The following is a 19,737-nucleotide window of genomic DNA, read 5'->3' as shown; positions in this document are numbered from 1 at the left end:
TCATGAAAGCAGCAGTAGTAGTAGCAAATGAGGATGTTCAATATCAGGAAGTGGAAGAACCTCAGGTAACACCGGGCCATGTGAAGATCAAGGTAAGATATTCCGGGATCTGCGGATCTGATATTCCGCGTGTATTAAATCACGGCGTACATTTTTATCCCATCGTGCTTGGACATGAATTTTCCGGCGATGTGGTGGAAGTGGGAGAAGGCGTTACCAAGGTGAAGGTCGGCGACCGTGTATCCGGTGCACCACTTCTTCCCTGTATGAAGTGTGACGACTGTCAGAAGGGTAATTTCTCTCTCTGCAAGCATTACAGCTTCATCGGTTCCAGAGAGCAGGGAGCAAACGCAGATTATGTAGTGGTTCCTGAGCAGAATGCAGTACCATTCGCAGATAATGTTCCATATGAGCAGGGAGCCATGTTTGAGCCTGCAACCGTAGCTATCCACGGTGTATTCCAGAACGATTACCACGGCGGTGAGTATGTGGCGATCCTTGGCGGCGGTACAGTTGGTATGTTCACCATGCAGTGGACAAAGATCTTCGGCTCCAAGAAGGTAGTGGTCTTTGATATCAGCGATGAGAGACTTGCTCTTGCAAAGCGTCTCGGCGCAGATGAGATCATCAACACAAAGGAAGAGGGATATATGGAAAAAGCCATGGCCATTACAGGTGGAAAGGGCTACGGCTTCGTATTTGAGACAGCAGGACAGGTTCCTACCATGCATATGGCATTTGAGCTTGCAGCAAACAAGGCACATGTATGCTTCATTGGTACTCCTCATGAAAACCTTACCTTTACACCGAAGGAGTGGGAGAACATGAACCGTAAGGAGTTCAAGCTTACCGGTTCCTGGATGTCCTACAGTGCCCCGTATCCGGGACGTGAGTGGGAGTTGACGGCGCATTATTTTGCAACCGGCCAGCTGAAGTTTGACCCGGGCTTCATCTATAAGAAAATCCCGATGAGCCAGGCACAGGAGGCCTTCCAGCTGTTCAAGACGCCGGGCCTTGTAAAAGGAAAGATCCTTCTTTCCAATGAGGAAGACTGATATGATCCTGACAGTAACCTTAAACGCTGCCATTGACAAGCGTTATGTAGTGGATGATTTTAAAGTGGGCGAAGTGAACCGTGTGCGTGAATGTACCTACGTTCCCGGCGGAAAGGGACTGAATGTTTCCAAGCCGGCGTCCATTTACGGTGCTGAAGTGGTTGCCACCGGCTTTGTAGGCGGCCACGCAGGCAATTATATAGAAGCTGCCCTGAAGCCTTTTGGCATTAAGAGTGCTTTTTACCATGTAGAGGCGGAGAGCCGCTCCTGTATCAACATCTGGGATGAGGTGAATCATGTACAGACCGAATTCCTGGAGCCGGGATTTACACTGACAGAGGCAGATTTTGAGGGCTTTGAGAAAAAATTCCGCCAGCTTGTAAAAGATGCTTCTGTTGTGGCGATGTCCGGCAGCGTGCCGAAGGGACTTGACGGAAGTGCCTACCAGCGCCTTGTGAAGATTGTGAAAGACGCCGGAAAACCGGTGATCCTGGATACCAGCGGCAAGCTTCTGGAAGAGGGAATCAAGGCAGCACCGACACTGATCAAGCCTAACATTGATGAAATCCGTATGCTGACAGGCAAGCATTGTGACGATATCAACGAGATCATTGAAGCAGCGAAAGCCATCCATGCCGGTGGTGTGGAGATCGTGGCGGTCTCGCTTGGAGCAGATGGTTCCCTGGCAGTCGGAGAGGAAGGGATTTTCCGTGCGGTGGTTCCGAAGATCGATGCGGTAAATACCGTAGGCTGCGGAGATTCCATGATCGCAGGTTTTGCCCTTGGATTAAGTGAGGGACTTTCCCTGGAAGAGACTCTGCAAAGAGCCAGTGCGATCTCAGCGGCGGCAGCCATGCGCGAGGAAACGGGCTTCTTTGTGATGGAGGATATGGAGGCTCTTCTTCCGAAGATCGAGATCAGGCGTTTATAAGATAAGCTTATAATAAGAAAATTTTTATAAAAAAGGAGATGTAAAGATGGCAGAAGTTATCAATCCGGCAATTGTGCCGAAAGTGACACTTCCTTCCGGCGAGCAGGTTCCGTGTGTCGGAATGGGAACATTCGGTTCCGACCGTGTATCCGCAGAGGATGTATCTGCAGCTGTTGCAGGCGCGATCCGCAGTGGCTACCGTATGTTTGACTGTGCCGCATGTTACGGAAACGAGCATGAGATTGGCCAGGTATTTAAGGACGCTTTTGACGAAGGTGTTGTAGAGCGTAAGGATCTTTTTATCATGACAAAGGTATGGAACGACATGCACAGAAGAGTAGAGGAAGCCTGCGACAAGAGCATTAAGGATCTTCAGTGCGATTATGTGGATATGTATTTCATCCACTGGCCATTCCCGAACTATCATGCACCGGGATGTGATGTGGATTCCAGAAATCCGGAGTCCAAACCCTTCAGTGTGGAGGAGTTTATGGATACATACCGCCAGTGTGAGGCGTTGGTAGAAAAAGGAAAGATCCGTTACATTGGTATTTCCAATATGACCATTCCGAAGCTTGAGGCAGTTCTTCCGCTTATGAAGATCAAACCTGCAACCTGTGAGCTTGAGCTTCATGTATGCTTCCAGCAGCAGGAGCTTTATGATTATCTGGTAGAGCATAACATCCAGCCGGTAGGCTATATGCCGATTGGTTCTCCACGCAGACCGGAGAGAGATATCTGCCCGGAGGATGTTGCGGATCTGGAGGTTCCGGAGATGCAGGCGATCGCAAAGGCACATGGTGTTCATCCGGCTCTGATCGCTCTGAAATGGGCACATCAGAGAGGAGAGATCTCCATTCCGTTCTCTGTGCACAACTATGCAAGCAACCTGAAATGTGTCACAGAGGATCCCCTTACAGAGAAAGAAATGGCAACCATCGCAACTCTGGAAAAAGGCAACCGTCTTGTAAAAGGACAGGTATTTCTGTGGCATGGTGCCAGGGACTGGCATGACCTCTGGGACGAGGATGGCGTTATCGTAAAATAATAAAAATATGCAGGAAAATCCCGTGTTCCATATGTTGGATGCGGGATTTCTTTGTATTTAATTTGGACTAAGAAACTCCGTTGTAAATTTTAACCAAACATGTTAACATATAAAAAGAATTAACAGTTATTGTTCACAGAAAGGACAGTAATCTTACCAATGAAAATGACAGAGACGGGGGGAAGGATCTGTCAGGGGGATGTGCAATAAAAACAACAGAAACTGATCAGAGGGGGACAACAGAAATTATGTATCGTATTTTACTGGTAGATGATGAGATACTTGTTCGAGATGCGATCCGGGAGAATATTGACTGGAAAGCAATGGACTGTGAGCTGGTAGGAGACTGTGATAACGGGAAAGCAGCAGCGGAATTTGTACAGAACCATCCGGTGGATATCGTGCTTACAGATATCCTTATGCCATATATGGATGGTATGGAACTGAGCCGTTTTCTCCATGATAATTATCCGGACATCGTGATCGTGATCTTCAGCGGATTCGGAGAATTCGAGTATGCCAAGAAGGCGATCCAGTATGGTGTCAGTGAATATATGCTGAAGCCGGTGACAGCCATGGAACTCAGAAATGTTATCGGAAAAATGAAGGAGAAGGTGGACCAGCAAAGAAAAGAAAAAGAGAAGCTGGAACGTCTGACACAGACTTCCGAGAATTATCAGAAAAACGCCATTGTGATCCGTTCCAGAGCGCTGCAGGGCTTTGTGGATAATATCAAGACACGGCAGGAAAGTCTGGAAGAGCTTGCAGCACTAGGAATCGATCTTGAGGCAGCATGTTATCGTGTGGCCGTTTTTGATCTGGATCTGTATTCGGACGGCAGTCAGCTTACTGCGGAGAAACGCCAGGAGAGTGCACTGATGTCTTTTGTCCTTTTTAATATCAGTGATGAGATCATCAGCAAAGAAAAAGCAGGAGTGGCATATCAGGCCGGAAATAACAAGGTCGGTGCTCTTTTCATGGGAAACCGTACCAGAGAGTTTGAACACAAGATAATGGAGATCTGCAGGACGATCCAGGATAAGCTGAAGGAACTGATGTCGCTGGATATTTCTATCGGTGTGGGAAGCTGGGCCAGAACTCAGCAGGAGCTTCGTGCATCCCATGAACTTGCAGAGAAAGCTATTGAATATCGTTATCTTCTTGGAGGAAGCCTTCTTATTGATATGGAAGAACAGCCGGAGGAAAAAAATCTTTCCATTAAAGCTTATGTAGAGAAGCTGGCAGCTGCTCTGAAAATGGGTAAAAAGGAAAACGCAGAGCATATTCTGGAACAGATCTCTTCTGAGATCAAGGAAGCGCGGGTGGATAAGAGTCGTGCTTGCGTGTATCTTCAGCAGATCATCCGTGCAGCAGATGAGACCTGTGAGGATATGGTTCCGGACAATAGGCTTTTTTCCAAAAGAGAAGCACTTCTGCAGCAGGTTACGGAGCAGAATTCTTTTGACAGTGCTGTTGAACTGGTCAGGAATCATATCGGAGAGATTTTCCAGACACTTTCTGATGCAAACAGCTCCAGCGGACAGCGTCAGGCCAGACTTGCCCTGGATTATATCCAGAAGAATTATATGGATCCGGATTTAAGCCTGAACAGTATTTGTTCCTATCTGAATATCAGTACAAGCTATTTCAGTACGATCTTTAAGGATCTTACGGGAGAGACTTTTACAGAGGTTCTGATCCGTACCCGTATGGAGAAGGCGAAGGAACTTCTGGAGAATACAACTATGAAGAATTATGAAATTGCCGAGAAAGTCGGATTTGCAGATCCCCATTATTTTGGGATCTCCTTCAAAAAAATGACCGGCTGCACACCAACAGAATATGCAAGGGAGAAACGTAAATGAGAGATATCCGGTTTGCGGCAAAGATCATAGGAAAATTTAAGAGTATCCAGAGTGCGATCTTTGCGGTAGTGACGGTGCTGCTTTTAAGTGCGGTGCTGGTCATAACAGGTGTTTCCATGAGATATACCCGCAATTCTATTTTTGAAAATTCTGCTGTCTACACCCAGAATATCGTGCAGCAGATGAATCAGAATATTGATTCCTATATTGATTACATGGAAAATATAGCCTATATGATCTCCAGTAACGAGGATGTACAGCAATATCTTTTTGGTGAAAATGTGGACAATGGAACAAGAGAGCGTCTGATCAATCAGTTCAAGACTATTCTGGATGGACGAAGTGATATCCGAAATCTTGGAATCATTGGAAGTAATGGACGGAAGCTGATCAACGACGGCAAACAGTCTGTGAATCCGGATCTGAAGCTTTCCACCCAGGAGTGGTATCTGGAAGCTTTACAGAAGCCGGAAGGCCCGCTTCTTACATCTTCTCATGTACAGCACATCATCAGCGGAGAGCGTCCGTGGGTGATCACTTTAAGCAGGGGAATCCGTAATTTTTCCAACAGTGGTGAGAAAGAGGGAGTCTTTTTTATTGATCTGAATTACAGTGCCATCAGTGAACTTTGTGATCAGAATACGATCGGGAAAAAGGGATACGCATTTATTCTGGATGAAAGCGGAAATATTGTATACCATCCCCAACAGCAGCAGCTTTACAATGAATTGCAGACTGAGAATATCGACCTGATCGTGAAATCAAAAGAAGATACGGTGCGTACCGAAAAGGGAAACAGAGGAAAGCTGTATTCCATTTCCAGATCAAATAAAACCGGATGGACCGTTGTGGGTTGTATGAGCGTCAGCGAGCTTCTGCGCAAAAGCAATCAGGCACAGAGTATTTATGTGCTTATTTCCGCACTTCTGATGATCGTGGCACTGCTTTTTTCCAGATTTCTGGCAAAGAGTCTTACATATCCTCTTCAGCGTCTCAGAGATTCCATGTCCAGAGTACAGGAAGGGCATTTTGACGGAGCAGATGTGGAGATCGATTCAGAGAATGAGATTGGAAGCCTGACGAAATCTTTCAATGTGATGACACATAGGATACAGGATCTTATGGAGCAGAACGTGAAGGAACAGGAAGCAAAGAGAAAAAGTGAGCTTAAGGCCCTTCAGTCCCAGATCAATCCTCATTTTCTCTACAATACCCTGGATTCGATCATCTGGATGGCAGAGGGCAGAAAGTACGAAGAGGTTGTTCTGATGACAGCATCCCTGGCGCGTCTTCTTCGTCAGAGCATCAGTAATGAAGATGAAGTGGTTCCTCTTGCAAGGGAAGTGGAGTATGCCAAGGGTTATCTTACGATCCAGAAGATGCGTTACAAGGACAAGCTGGAATTCGAGATCGATGTAGAACCTTCTATATTAAATATCCCTCTGATCAAGCTGGTTCTCCAGCCGATCATTGAAAATGCCATCTATCATGGACTGAAATATAAAGAGAGTAAGGGACTTTTGCAGGTAAAAGGCTTTATGAAGGACGGAAATGCAGTTCTTCAGGTGATCGACAACGGTGTAGGTATGGATGAGGAAACATTGTCACATATTTATGATAAGCATAAGGTGAATTATCATTCCAATGGTGTGGGTGTTTACAATGTACAGAAACGTCTGAAGCTTTATTATGGAGAAAATTACGGGATCACCTATGAAAGTGAAAAAGGTGTCGGAACCACTGCCACGATCACCATTCCGGGAATACAGGAGGAATCAATATGAAAAAACATAGAAAACTCCTGACTTTAGGAGTGGTCATCTGCCTTGTGGCGGGGCTTGTAGCCGGAATAGTCTATTATAAACAGGTAGAAGAAGAGAGAAAACTATCGCTGATCTATATTCCGAAGGTTGTGGACGGTACCAATGATTTCTGGACATCATTGATCCAGGGGGCGGAGATGGCTGCAAAGGAATATAATGCAGATATCCGCGTATGGGCACCTGAGGAAGAGAATGATGTGGCTGGGCAGAACAAGCTGATCGAAAGGGCAATAGAAGAAAAACCGGACGCGATCCTGATCTCGCCGTCCAGCTTCACTGAATCCGACCAGCTTTTGAAGAAGGCAAAGGAACAGGGAATACATATCGCATTTATTGATTCCTACACACAGGAAGAGGTCCAGGATCTTACCGTTGCGACCGATAATCTGGAAGCGGGACAGATCCTTGGCAGGTTTGCGAAGGATCTTGTGGGAACGGATGATCAGATTGCGATCGTTTCACATGTAAAGGGTGTATCTACGGCAGTTGAAAGAGAAAAAGGTTTCCGGACAGGACTTGGCAGTCTGAAGGATAATATCGTAGATGTGGTATACTGTGATTCTCAGTATGACAAGTCCTATGAGCTTACAAAAGAGCTGATGAAAAAATATCCGGATCTCAAGATGATCGCGGGAATGAATGAATATTCCTCTGTAGGTGCTGCAAGAGCAGTAAAGGCAGCAAAAGCAGAGAATCGGATCAGGGTGGTGGGAGTAGACAGCTCACAGGAGGCCGTCCAGCTGATGGAACACGGAATCTTCCAGGGAATCGTTGTACAGAAGGCATTTAAAATGGGGTATGTGGGTGTTCGGGAAACTGTTAAGATGCTGCGTGGAGAAGACTATAAGAAGAATATTAATTCCGGGTGCCAGCTGGTGACTCCTGACAATATGTATACCAGTGAGATCGAAAAACTGCTTTTCCCGTTTAATACGTTAAAAACATATGGTGATCTTACACCGTAAATAGTCATAAATGCACAAAGAAAAGGGTTAAATATTTACCATACAGTAAATATTTAACCTTTTTTTGAAAGATATTCTATTACAATTATTGATTTTTGACGGTATTATAATAACCAAGAAAACACAAGATACGTGCAAAACGTGAGGAGGGTAAAAATTGGAAAACTTAAAACAAAATCCAATCGTTAAGAAGCTCGGATTGAACAGAATACTTCTTGTCTGTGTTCTGATTCTTATGTTCCTGGTTTTTAAAGTAGTTCTTGGAAACAAGTTTCCGGCTGTTGATAGTATCAAGTCTACTTTGAACTATGTGTACTTCCTGGGCTTCTTGTCACTTGGCGTTACATTCGTAATCGCTACAGGAGGAATTGATTTCTCCATCGGACCTGTAATGTTCTGCTGTGCACTGGTATCCGGTTACTGCATGACATCTTACAAGGTTCCCTGTGCAGTTGCCATGATCCTTTGCATTCTGATCGGTCTCTGCTTTGGTATTTTCAATGGCTGGATGGTTTCTTACATGTCAGTGCCACCATTCATTATTTCCATGGCATCCATGAACATTGCAAAAGGTATTGCTTCTGTATTCACAAAAACACAGTCTGTAAGCTGGCCGGCAGCCAGCGATGCAAACGGCTGGTTCCGTAATATCGTTTCCGTAAACGGCTTCCCTGTAGGAATCATTATCTTCCTGGGAATGGCAGTTATCTGCGGTATCGTTCTTTACAACACAAAACCGGGACGTTACATCCTCTGCCTTGGTTCCAACAAAGAGGCTGTCCGCCTTTCCGGTGTTAACACAAAGAAATGGGAAATGCTTGCTTATGTGATCTGCGGATTCCTGGTAGGTATTGGAGCACTCTTCTTTGTAGCTACATACACAACTGTTCAGCCTGGTTATGGCGATCAGTACAACAATGAGGCTATTGCAGGCTGCGTTATGGGTGGTACATCCATGGTTGGTGGACTTGCTTCCATCGGCGGTACTGTAATCGGCGTATTCATCATCTCTCTTCTTCAGCAGGGCATCATGGCATTTGGTCTTGGTAAAGGACAGCAGATGATCATCACAGGTATCATCGTTATCGTTGCAGTTTATATCGACGTTTCTGCAAGACGCAGAAAGAACTGATCTTAGAGGGAGGATGCGACAATGGGTGAAGTTATTTTAACTATGAAGGACATTGATAAGTCCTTTCCTGGAGTTCATGCTCTGGATCACGTTAATTTCGAAGTAAAACGCGGCGAAGTACATGCACTTATGGGAGAAAACGGTGCCGGTAAATCAACACTGATGAAGGTTCTTACCGGTATTTATCAGAAGGATTCAGGTTCCATCGTTTACAAAGGACAGGAAACAGAATTCCACAATACACGTGAGGCACAGGATGCCGGCGTTGTAATCGTACATCAGGAGCTGAACATGGTAGGTGATCTTACCGTTGCTCAGAACATCTTCATCGGACGTGAACCGAAAAAAGGTTTCCGCATTGATGACAAAAAGATGATCGAGGATTCAAAGAAGCTTTTCCAGGATCTGAACATTGAGATCAATCCGAAGGAAAAGATGAAAAACCTGACAGTCGGAAAACAGCAGATGTGTGAGATCGCAAAAGCAATCTCTCATAAAGCTGAGGTCATCATCTTCGATGAGCCTTCCGCAGCACTTACCGAGAAAGAGATCGCGGATCTGTTCGAGATCATCCGTGACCTTCGTAAGAAAAATCTTGGTATCGTGTATATCTCACACCGTATGGATGAGATCAAAACCATCACAGACCGTGTAACAGTCATGCGAGATGGTGGTTACGTAGGAACTCTCATCACAAAAGACAGTACAAAAGAAGATATCATCAACATGATGGTTGGTCGTGTTATTTATGAGGATCCGAAGCAGGAGAGTGCAGTTCCGGCAGATGCACCGGTAGTTCTTAAGGTTGAACATCTGAACGCAGGAAAGATGGTTCAAGATGTAAGCTTTGAACTGAAGAAAGGTGAGATCCTTGGTTTCTCAGGACTGATGGGTGCAGGACGTACCGAGACAGCCAGAGCACTGTTCGGAGCAGACCCGAAACAGAGTGGTAAGATCTCTGTTATGGGTAAAGATGGACAGCTTCACGAAGTTACCATCAACAGCCCGCAGGATGCTGTTAAATACGGTATCGGTTATCTGTCAGAGGACAGAAGAAGATACGGCTGTGTTGTACAGAAATCTGTAACAGAGAATACAACACTGGCAACAATGGAAGAGTTTACCAATGGTATCTTTATCAACAAAGCAAAAGAGAAAAAAGTTGCTGAGAAATATGTAAACGAACTTGCAACTAAGACACCTACTACAGACCAGCTGGTAGTTAACCTTTCCGGTGGTAACCAGCAGAAGGTAGTTATCGCAAAATGGCTGACACGAGACAGTGACATCCTTATTTTCGATGAGCCTACCAGAGGTATCGATGTTGGTGCTAAGAACGAAATCTACAAATTAATGAACAGACTGGCAGCAGAAGGAAAATCCATTATCATGATTTCTTCTGAGATGACGGAAGTTCTCCGAATGAGTGACCGTATCATCATCATGTGTGAGGGTAAAGTTACCGGATGTATTGATATCTCCGAGGCAACCCAGGAAAACATCATGGACAAGGCCACACGGAATATCGATTAAGGAGGAAAGTCATGACTAAGAAGAAAAAAAGTATTTTAAGTGATCAGAGATTTATTGTTTTGCTCGTTATCATTGTCCTGTGTGCAATATTCTCAGGCTTGAGTAAAGAATTCAGACAGTACACCACGATCCTGAGTATGCTGGATTTCTCATATTACGATCTTCTTATGGCGATCGGAGTTACATTCCCGCTTATCACTGGTGGTGTTGACCTGTCAATCGGAACTGGTATGGTAGCATACGCACTGATCGCCGGAACATTGATCAGAAACAACAATTGCCCGGTAGCTCTGGCAATGCTGATCTGTGTTGTTCTTGGTATCGCAGTCGGTGCACTGAACGGTGTACTGATCGGTGTTATGAACCTGCCGCCATTTTTGGCAACACTTTGTACCTGTATGATCACCCGTGGTGCCGGATCTCTCTGCAGTGCGACACCTTGGCCGGGACTTACACAGGATGGTGGATGGTTCCACACAATCTTTAAAGTAACTGTTGGTACAGGAAGAAGTGCTTCCCGTTATCCGCTTGGATTCCTGTGGATGGTCATTCTGGTTCTTCTTATGGAGTACATCCTGAACCACACCAAATTCGGTCGTTATACAATTGCAATCGGTTCCAACAAAGAGGCAGCAGCCCTTTCCGGAATCAATACAAAGTTCTATCACGTAATGGTATACGTTGTCTGCGGTCTGTTTACAGGTCTTGCAGCGATCGCATACGCAGCAGTAACACCTACTGTACAGCCTGGTACTGGTGCCGGACTTGAGATGGATGCTATCGGTGGTGTATTCGTTGGTGGTGTAGCAGCTACCGGTGGATATGGTTCCGTGATCGGTACATTCGTTGGTATCTTCGTCATCATGCTTCTGAAAACAGGTCTTCCATATATCGGCCTGCAGGCAAACTGGCAGCAGATCATCACTGGTATCGTTCTGATCGTAGCCGTTCTGATCGATATCCTGAAAGAGAAAAAAGCAGCTCACTGATAAGCAGTGAGATATAATGTGAAAAAGGGTGCTGTTCACAGAGAAATGTGACAGTACCCATTATCAAAGATGTGAAACGCCAAGGGGTAGCAATGGCGTATGAACATAAAAAAACTATATAATATATTTAAGGAGGAAATATTATATGAAAGCAAAAAAGGTTATGGCATTAATGCTCTGTGCAGCAATGGTAACAAGCATGAGTGCAACTGCAGCTTTTGCAGCTGAGGAGAAAGAAGATGCAGCAACAGAGAAATCTGCAGATTCCACAGCAGCTGAGGATCCTACTGCACAGTTCGACGGACTGAAAGCAAACGAAGCTTATGAGTTCCCGATGATGGTTAAATCTTTCCAGTCTACATACTGGGATGCAGCTCAGGAAGGTATGAAGAAAGCATCTGAGGAGCTGGGCGTTACTTATAAAGCACAGGGACCGAACAGTGAGTCCGATATCGCTGACCAGGTTAACATGATCAACACAGCTATCGGCTCCAATCCTGTTGGATTAGGACTTGCAGCTTGCGATACATCTTCTGTTCAGGATGCTCTTAAGACATGTGCAGAAAAAGGTATCCCGGTTGTAACTTTCGATACAGGTATCGCTGATGCTCCGGAAGGATCTGTAGTATGCGAGGTTTGTACAGACAACGCACAGGCTGGTGCAGTAGCAGCTGAGAATATGTACAACTCCATTAAAGACGTTGTTAAAGATGCAGACGGACAGGTTATCATCGGTGAGGTTAACCAGGATGCAACAGCTCAGAACATTCAGCAGCGTGGTACTGGATTCATCAACAAGATGATCGAGCTTCTTCAGGCTGATGGCAAGACTGTAGCAGTAAGCGGTAACGAGTTCTATGTTAACGCAGCAGAGGGTGCTGATGCTGATGCTAAAGACGCAGACGTTGTTATCCAGGTAGCTGTTCCGGCACAGACAACTGTAGAGCTTTGCTCCACAGAGGCTCAGGCAATCCTTTCCCAGGAGAACTGTATCGCAGTATTCGGTTCCAACCAGGTTTCTGCAGAGGGTGTTCTTGCAGCAAATGCTAACCTTAACGTTCTTGGTTCTGACCCGGCAAACGGTGATGTAGTTGGTGTTGGTTTCGATGCTGGTTCTATCATCAAAGCAGCTGTTAAAGATGGCACATTCATCGGTGCTGTTACACAGTCTCCTCTTATGATGGGATACTATGCAATCTACGCTCTGACAGCAGCAGCAAACGGCCAGGAGCTTGAGGATGTTCCTACAGACGGTTACTGGTATGATGCAACAAATATGGAAGACGAGGATATCGCTCCTAACCTTTATGACTAATCAAATCATATAATTGATAAGATCGTGAAGTTATAATGAACGCGGATTGCGTTCGGACGTATGAAATAAGAGATCCGCTGGCTGATTCAGTCAGCGGATTTTTTAAACAAATAATGTAGTAGTTCATAAATAATCGCTGTATTATTGGCAAATAAAGACACTTTTTTTGACAAAAGAGGTTCTTATCACCGGAAGGATCCTGATGTATGATAAATACAACATCAGATATGAAAGTGATCAGAAGCTTACATATTGAGGAGGATTTAAAAATGGCAACATATTATTTAGCAGTAGATATCGGAGCATCCAGTGGACGTCACATTCTGGGACATATGGAAAACGGAAAAATGATCCTGGAAGAAATCTATCGTTTTGAGAACGGCATGGTTAAGAAGGATGGAGAGCTCTGCTGGGAGTTTGACCGCCTTTTCACCGAGATCGTAAATGGTCTCAAAAAATGTAAAGAGATCGGCAAGATCCCGGTAAGCATGGGTGTTGATACCTGGGGTGTTGACTTCGTGCTTCTAGACAAGGATGACAAGGTTCTTGGCAACACGGTAGGCTACCGTGATCATCGTACAGAGGGAATGGACGAGGAAGTTTATAAGACAATTTCCCTGAAGGATCTGTATGCAAGAACCGGTATCCAGAAAGCGATCTACAATACAGTATATCAGCTGATGGCAGTGAAGAAGAAACATCCTGAGTATCTGGAGCAGGCTGAGACACTTCTTCATGTACCGGACTACTTCCATTTTCTTCTTACAGGCGAAAAAACTTGCGAGTACACAGAGGCAACCACAGGACAGCTTGTATGCCCGACAACCAAGGACTGGGATTATGAGCTGATCGATATGCTGGGATATCCAAGAAAGATATTCCAGAAGCTGATCATGCCTAGCACAAGCATCGGACATTTAACAGACGCAGTGAAGGAAGCAGTTGGCTTTGATCTTGAGGTTGTAGCACCGGCTACACATGATACAGGGTCTGCAGTTCTGGCTGTGCCTGCAAATGATGACGATTTTATTTATATCAGTTCCGGAACATGGTCTCTGATGGGAATCGAGAGAAAAGAAGCAGACTGCTCTGAGAAGAGCTGTGAGATGAACTTCACAAACGAGGGTGGATATGCAGGACGTTTCCGTTATCTGAAGAACATCATGGGTCTCTGGATGATCCAGTCTGTACGTCATGAGTTTGATGATGCGTACAGCTTTGCACAGATCTGCGAGATGGCTGAGGAGGCAAAAGACTTCCCGTCAAGAGTAAACGCAAACGATGAGTGCTTCCTTTCTCCTGAGAACATGACAAAAGAGGTTCAGGACTACTGCCGCAGAACAGGACAGCAGGTTCCGGAAACTCTTGGCGAGATTGCAACCGTTATCTATACAAGCCTTGCAGATTGCTACGCTAAGATTGCAAAAGAAATCGAGGAGATGACAGGAAGAACCTACAGCCGTATCCATATCGTAGGCGGTGGTTCCAATGCAGGATACTTAAATGAGCTGACTGCAAAAGCTACAAAGAAAGAAATCCATGCAGGCCCTGGTGAGGCTACTGCAATCGGTAATATCACAGCACAGATGCTGAAGGCCGAGGAGTTTAAAACGATCGAGGAGGCTCGTACAACCATCCATGAGTCCTTCGGTATTAAAGTATACAAAGCATAAATAATTGGAGGTCTTATTATGTTAGTTAACACAAAGGCAAAAGTTGGTGTATTTTCAATTGCTTTAGGCGCATATCTTCCGCAGTTTCCGTCACTGGTGCCGGAATTTGAGGCACAGTACGACGCATTCAAGAAAACGATCCCGGATACAGTAGAGATCGTTGACGGCGGAATGGTGACAACAAAAGAGCAGGCAATGGTGGCAGGAGATAAGTTCCGTGCAGCAGATGTTGACCTTGTATTTCTTCAGATGCTGACATACGCAACATCCTACAACATGCTTCCGGCGATCCGTGATCTGGATGTTCCGGTTGTTCTTGTAAACGTTCAGAAGATCAAAGCGCTGGATTATGAGCACACTGACATTGCCTCCTGGCTGGGTGAAGGCTATGCATGCGGTGCTGTAGGCGAGGCAGTTGCTGACCTTGAGAGAGCAGGCAAGAGACATGCGGTTATCACAGGCGTTGTAGAAGGCGGAGATCCGGCAGTTCAGGCTGAGATCGAAGACTGGTGCAAGGCTGCTCAGGTAAGGAGAAGATTCCGTGAGACTAACATTGCACAGATCGGAAGACCGTATCCGGGTATGATGGATCTGTATATTGATGAGACAAACCTCTATAACAGAATGTTCCTCTACACAAAACAGTTCGACTGGGAGAAGATGTGGGCGATCGCTGATGATATCACAGACGAGGAGGCAATCCGTGCAAAGGCACAGGATATCCTTGATACATTCGATATTGAGGGCGGCGGCACGATTGAGAAAGTATGGGATATGGCCAAATACGTTGTTGCTTTTGAGAAATGGGTAAAGGACGAGCATCTTGGAATGATCGCTTCTCATTACGACGGATTTGCACAGGGTAAAGCAGGTGTCCTTGACAGTATGCTGATCCCGGCATTCTCCATGCTGATCAAACAGGGTACTGCATGTGCGGTAGAGGGTGACATGAAGGTTGCCATGGCAATGAGTATCTTAAAGACAATTTCCGGTACAGGTCAGCTTTCTGAGATGTACTCCATCGACTTCAATGATGACATCTGCATCATCGGACATTCCGGAAGCGGTGACGCGGACATCTCTGACAAGAAGCCAACCATGAAGATCGTAAAAGTATTCCATGGCAAAACAGGCGGCGGATATCTGACACAGTTCTATCCGTACACAGGTCCGGTGACCTACCTTGCGATCACTCAGGATAAAGACGGAAACTTCAAATTCGTTGTAGCTGAGGGCGTAAACGAGGAGGGACCGATCCTTTCCTTCGGTGATACAAACATGAGAACACGCTTCACATGCGGAGCAAGAGAGTTCGTTAACCGCTGGAGCGAGGCTGGCCCGACACATCATATGGCAGCTGCTACAGGAAGACACATCGATACGATCCTGAAGGTTGCAAAAATCTTTAACGTACCGGTAGATATCGTGACAAGATAAATTCTTTCTTATGTATTCAACCTAAAACATATTCAAAAAAGGAGACTGCGCGGAGCGGTCTCCTTTTTCAGTGGGAAAAATAAGATAAAAAAGATCTGCCGGAAATGCAGCAGGCAGATTCGGCAGATCAAAGCTTTGGATTTTTATTTATTTTTTATGCATAAGTGTGTGCTCCCTGGAAAGCTCATCGTGCAGCTGGATGGAAGACCAGTGCTGAGTTACCGGTGTGAGCATGGCCTTCAGTGCAACAGGTGGGATCTGGTTTTCACGGAAAAAAGCAAGAAAACCATCCATCTGTGCACTGGAAAAATCCTTCAGCACGATCATCTCATCACTGAAATTGCTTCCCAGATTAAACTGGGATGAGGGATGAAATCCCGGAATCTCAAAAAGATATCCCAGCGGATGAAGAAATTCCGGCGCAGTGACGATCCGTGTCTTAACCTTCTGACGGTTCAGATAGCGGCGGATCTGGCGAAGCCGTTCCGGGTCGTTAAAATTATATAAAAGAGCTTCTGGCTGTGTATTCATATAGTGTCATACCTCATTTCTGAATAAAGATTTTTTTGGAACGTAAGTTACTTTTCACGATGTGCAGGGAACCGGATCTCAACATCCGTCCCCTCTCCAGGCTTGCTGGAATAAGTGAGTCCGTAATTATTTCCATAGAGAATTTGGAGTCTCCGGTGGGTATTATAAACTGCGATATTGGTGCCGCCGGACTGGCTTTTTCCCTTTCCGGAAAGGATAGTTGACAGGATTTCCGGCGAAATCCCAACACCGTCATCGGAAATCAGAAGAACAATATCCTCATTTTCCATCCATCCGGTAATAACAATAGTTCCGGATTTTGATTCTTTTTCCAGGATCCCGTGAAGAATGGAATTTTCCACAACAGGCTGAAGAGTCAGCTTCGGGATCTGGTATTCTGAAAGCTCATCCGGGATATCCGTGATCAGCTCAATGCTGTCGTGGTAGCGCATATTCTGAAGCTGCACGTAGATGGTTACATGCTCCAGCTCCCTTGCAATGGTAGAGATTCCTTTTTTGCGGCTCAGAGTCAGCTTATAAAAACGGGAAAGACTTTGCACTGCGTGACTGATCTCATCGGTCTGTCCCTGCAGTGCCATCCAGTTGATCATATCCATGGTATTATAAAGAAAATGCGGATTGATCTGTGCCTGGAGGGAATTGAATTCTGCAATCCGGAGATCTTCTGCAGCCTTAGCCTGCTTCTCCATCAGTTCCTCCATTTTTCGAGTCATATAGTTGTAGGTATCGATAAGATTACCGATCTCATCATGTGCCTGTGGACTTTCCATAGGAGTAGGCGGGCCGTGGCGGACGGTCTGCATCTGCCGGATCACAGAAGAAAGTCTTCCGGTAATGGAATGAGCCAGTACATTGGCAAAAATCAGAGCCAGAACCAGAAAAACTGCATAGATCAGTACGATCTGGACCATCAGTCGGTTGCTCGCATGGATCAGCGGCGGGGAAGGAAGGACCGTCACCATAAACCAGTCCGTATTGGAAATGCTGTAAAAACCGGCATAAACCTTTGTGTCCAGAATGTTCCGCTCAATGAAGTTATTGGAAGACATAAAGGAAGCCTTGATGGTGTCGTAATCCAGTTGGTAGATTCCGGATAATGACAGATCTGAGGTAGCAACAATGGCATCACGTTCGTTTACAATATATGAAACACTTCCTTCCAGAGATAGATTGTCGGAAAGAATGGAAGTAAGCTTGTCATCGGAATAATACACTGCCAGATAAGCCTTATAGGCAGTGGAGTGATAATAAAGGCTTAAAGGGCAGATATATGCCATATCACCATAATTCTTTTTTTCCCTGGGACCAAGATAGAAGGAAGGACAGAACATTTCCTGGGTGTTCCGGTTTCCCTGAAAGATACCGTACCAGTAGGTACCTTTCGCCTGACTTAAGGGAGCAAGGATATTCTTAGTGTTGGGATAAGTATCCAGTGTCTTCAGATCATCAGGAAAATCCACATAGATCTGTACATCGGTAACAATGGAATCTGTGGTCAGACGCTGAACGGCATTTTTAAAATCAGTGGCATGGTTAGATGTTGCAAGCTGTTCTGCTGAATCGCTGACCGGCATATAAAAAAGTTCCTGAAAAAAATTCTGTCCTGTAATATTCCGGGTAGTAGCGAGGATCGTATCCATAGTCCGTTCGATCAGAGGTGCAGTTTTTGCGGAGGCGTCCTGCTCCTGCCGGATGGTATTGGAAACCACCATGCTATAAAGTCGTCCATAAAAAAGAAAGGCGGTAAGACAGGCAGGAATTACCACAATGCTGATCAGGGCAATGGTGAATTTTGTCTGCAGGTTTAAATTCAGGTAGCCGTTTTTGAAACGGCGCCAGAGGGCCCTCATGACATTTTCTCCCGGTATTCAGACGGGGAAAAGCCGGAGTATTTTTTGAAGCTTTTTCCGAAGTAATTGCCATCCGTATAGCCTACCTTGGAAGAAATCTCGGAAATCTTGTATTTGGGATCGGAAAGCAGCTGCTTGGCCTTTTCCATTCGGTATTCTGTCAGATATTGATTGAGAGTCTGTCCGGTCTCGCTTTTGAAAAAAGTGCATACATAAGATGCGGAAAGGTATACATGGCCGCTGATATCTTTTACGGAAAGTGTATCGTTCATATAGTTCCGGCTGATATAATCCTTGATCATAAAGATCGTGGAATTTTCCGGCTGGGAATTTTTCGCATCTTCAAAATACTGGGCGGTTTTTTCTTTCAGAGCTTTGTGAAGCTCTTCGTAGGTGAAGGCGTTGTTTAACGTATCTACGATCAGATCCTGCTTTTCATGAAGTTCGGTTTCCAGCTGATTTTTTTTACGGGAAGCCGAAAGTGTATTAAATAGCTGGTAATAAAGATCACGGATCTGGTTAGGCATAAATGTGTGATTGCAGCTATAATACCGGAAAAGCTCATCAAGAAACTGAAAACAGGGTTCTTCTTCTCCGGCCAGGAGATATTTGGAAAAAGTATTTTCCGGTGAATGCAGGGAATCCGGAACCGGTCCCTTCGGTGAAAGCAGGCGGATGGAATTTTCCGTCAGAAATGTTTTTTCCGGAAAGAAAAAACAGTTCTGCAGAAGGATCACGGCAGAAGCGTAGGACTGATAAACCCTGAAAATATCCGTTACGGTATTTCCGGCAGCGATCAGATGCTTTCCGCAGGTGTCATATTGTCTGGAAATATAGCTTCCCACTGCGGAAAGGGTAGTCGGGGAAAGGGCATTCCTTCCATATATATGGTGGACCAGATACTGAACTCTTTTTTCCACAAAAAGACATTTCAGATGGTAATGCTCCAGAAAACAGGAAATGTCGTTCTGGAGATCTTCCAGGAAAATACCGGAAGCCTCCACAGATTCATTAAGCTTTACGATCACAGAGGTAAAATTCATGCCGTTCTCAAGAAGCTCCGGCTGCCCCAGTTCCAGACAGAGATCTGCAATTTTGTTGTTATCGGAAGGTGGAAGAGTCAGCTGTTGTGCCAGCCGGGTAGCGATTTCCTGAGAATGGATCGCTTCGCCACGATGGGAGCGGAGCTTTTGTTTGTAAAGAGTCTGCGCTTCCAGAACTGCCGCCTGTACTTCCTCGGGATGCAGAGGCTTTTCGATGTAATTGATGGCTTTTAGTTTGATGGCAGCTTTCAGATACTCTTTGTCAGAATATCCGCTCATAAAGATAGGGATACTGTCCGGCAGGAATTTCTCCAGACGCTCCAGCATGGCAATGCCTGTCATCCGCGGCATCCGTACATCGCAGAGAATGATCTCAGGTTTATACAGTCTGGCCATTTCCAGTCCGTTCACACCATCATCTGCCTGAAGGATCTCGGTGATTCCCAGAGAATCCCAGTCGATAGATGAGATCAGTCCGGTACGCGTAAGTTCTTCGTCATCGACGATCAGTAATTTCATATACAAT

15 protein-coding genes are annotated in these 19,737 nt (G+C 45.4%); 12 read left to right on the top strand and 3 right to left on the bottom strand.

Annotation, left to right across the window (positions count from 1 at the left end):
• The first annotated feature begins 2 nt into the window (after positions 1-2).
• The 12 genes from CCC17_RS11540 to CCC17_RS11485 all read left to right on the top strand — a co-directional run bounded on the left by CCC17_RS11540 (position 3) and on the right by CCC17_RS11485 (position 15,766).
• On the top strand, positions 3-1,055 hold the full coding sequence (locus tag CCC17_RS11540; protein ID WP_015527307.1) for a galactitol-1-phosphate 5-dehydrogenase: 1,053 nt from the start codon (positions 3-5) through the stop codon (positions 1,053-1,055).
• 1 nt (position 1,056) lies between these two features.
• Entirely contained in the window at positions 1,057-1,986 is a 930-nt protein-coding gene (pfkB, locus tag CCC17_RS11535; RefSeq protein ID WP_195274298.1) for a 1-phosphofructokinase, read from the top strand.
• Positions 1,987-2,032: 46 nt separating this feature from the next.
• Positions 2,033-3,034: an aldo/keto reductase gene (locus tag CCC17_RS11530; RefSeq protein ID WP_147602919.1), complete on the top strand. Its 1,002-nt coding sequence runs from the start codon at positions 2,033-2,035 to the stop codon at positions 3,032-3,034.
• A gap of 248 nt (positions 3,035-3,282) precedes the next feature.
• Complete coding sequence (locus CCC17_RS11525) at positions 3,283-4,899, top strand: response regulator (protein WP_147602920.1); 1,617 nt, start codon at positions 3,283-3,285, stop codon at positions 4,897-4,899.
• On the top strand, positions 4,896-6,683 hold the full coding sequence (locus CCC17_RS11520; RefSeq protein WP_015527303.1) for a cache domain-containing sensor histidine kinase: 1,788 nt from the start codon (positions 4,896-4,898) through the stop codon (positions 6,681-6,683). The genes CCC17_RS11525 and CCC17_RS11520 overlap by 4 nt, the downstream gene beginning before the upstream one ends.
• Positions 6,680-7,687: a substrate-binding domain-containing protein gene (locus CCC17_RS11515; RefSeq protein WP_022427197.1), complete on the top strand. Its 1,008-nt coding sequence runs from the start codon at positions 6,680-6,682 to the stop codon at positions 7,685-7,687. Before CCC17_RS11520 ends, CCC17_RS11515 begins: the two co-directional genes overlap by 4 nt.
• A gap of 157 nt (positions 7,688-7,844) precedes the next feature.
• Entirely contained in the window at positions 7,845-8,819 is a 975-nt protein-coding gene (locus CCC17_RS11510; protein WP_021652142.1) for an ABC transporter permease, read from the top strand.
• 21 nt (positions 8,820-8,840) lie between these two features.
• Entirely contained in the window at positions 8,841-10,352 is a 1,512-nt protein-coding gene (locus CCC17_RS11505; RefSeq protein WP_118608416.1) for a sugar ABC transporter ATP-binding protein, read from the top strand.
• Positions 10,353-10,363: 11 nt separating this feature from the next.
• Entirely contained in the window at positions 10,364-11,341 is a 978-nt protein-coding gene (locus CCC17_RS11500) for an ABC transporter permease (RefSeq protein WP_118608415.1), read from the top strand.
• Positions 11,342-11,486: 145 nt separating this feature from the next.
• On the top strand, positions 11,487-12,656 hold the full coding sequence (locus tag CCC17_RS11495; RefSeq protein WP_287083127.1) for a substrate-binding domain-containing protein: 1,170 nt from the start codon (positions 11,487-11,489) through the stop codon (positions 12,654-12,656).
• A 269-nt stretch (positions 12,657-12,925) separates the two neighbouring features.
• Positions 12,926-14,329 (top strand): rhamnulokinase, encoded by a 1,404-nt coding sequence (gene rhaB, locus CCC17_RS11490; protein WP_044961882.1) that lies wholly within the window; start codon positions 12,926-12,928, stop codon positions 14,327-14,329.
• Between the two features lie 18 nt (positions 14,330-14,347).
• Positions 14,348-15,766 (top strand): arabinose isomerase, encoded by a 1,419-nt coding sequence (locus CCC17_RS11485; RefSeq protein ID WP_118368701.1) that lies wholly within the window; start codon positions 14,348-14,350, stop codon positions 15,764-15,766.
• A 147-nt stretch (positions 15,767-15,913) separates the two neighbouring features.
• Here the strand turns inward: CCC17_RS11485 and CCC17_RS11480 are convergent, their stop codons facing one another.
• The 3 genes from CCC17_RS11480 to CCC17_RS11470 are packed head-to-tail and all read right to left on the bottom strand — an operon-like array spanning position 15,914 to position 19,730.
• Complete coding sequence (locus CCC17_RS11480) at positions 15,914-16,297, bottom strand: DUF3783 domain-containing protein (RefSeq protein WP_118753054.1); 384 nt, start codon at positions 16,295-16,297, stop codon at positions 15,914-15,916.
• 47 nt (positions 16,298-16,344) lie between these two features.
• Complete coding sequence (locus tag CCC17_RS11475) at positions 16,345-18,168, bottom strand: sensor histidine kinase (protein ID WP_118368702.1); 1,824 nt, start codon at positions 18,166-18,168, stop codon at positions 16,345-16,347.
• A complete protein-coding gene (locus tag CCC17_RS11470) occupies positions 18,165-19,730 on the bottom strand; it encodes a response regulator transcription factor (protein ID WP_022426624.1) in 1,566 nt (521 codons plus the stop codon). The genes CCC17_RS11475 and CCC17_RS11470 overlap by 4 nt, the downstream gene beginning before the upstream one ends.
• Positions 19,731-19,737: the final 7 nt, after the last annotated feature.

This window comes from Blautia sp. LMAG:36 (assembly GCF_008680535.1).
GTDB classification, from domain to species: domain Bacteria; phylum Bacillota; class Clostridia; order Lachnospirales; family Lachnospiraceae; genus Blautia_A; species Blautia_A fusiformis.
Note: the sequence above shows the minus strand (reverse complement) of the source record. Positions and strands in the feature narration are given on the sequence as shown.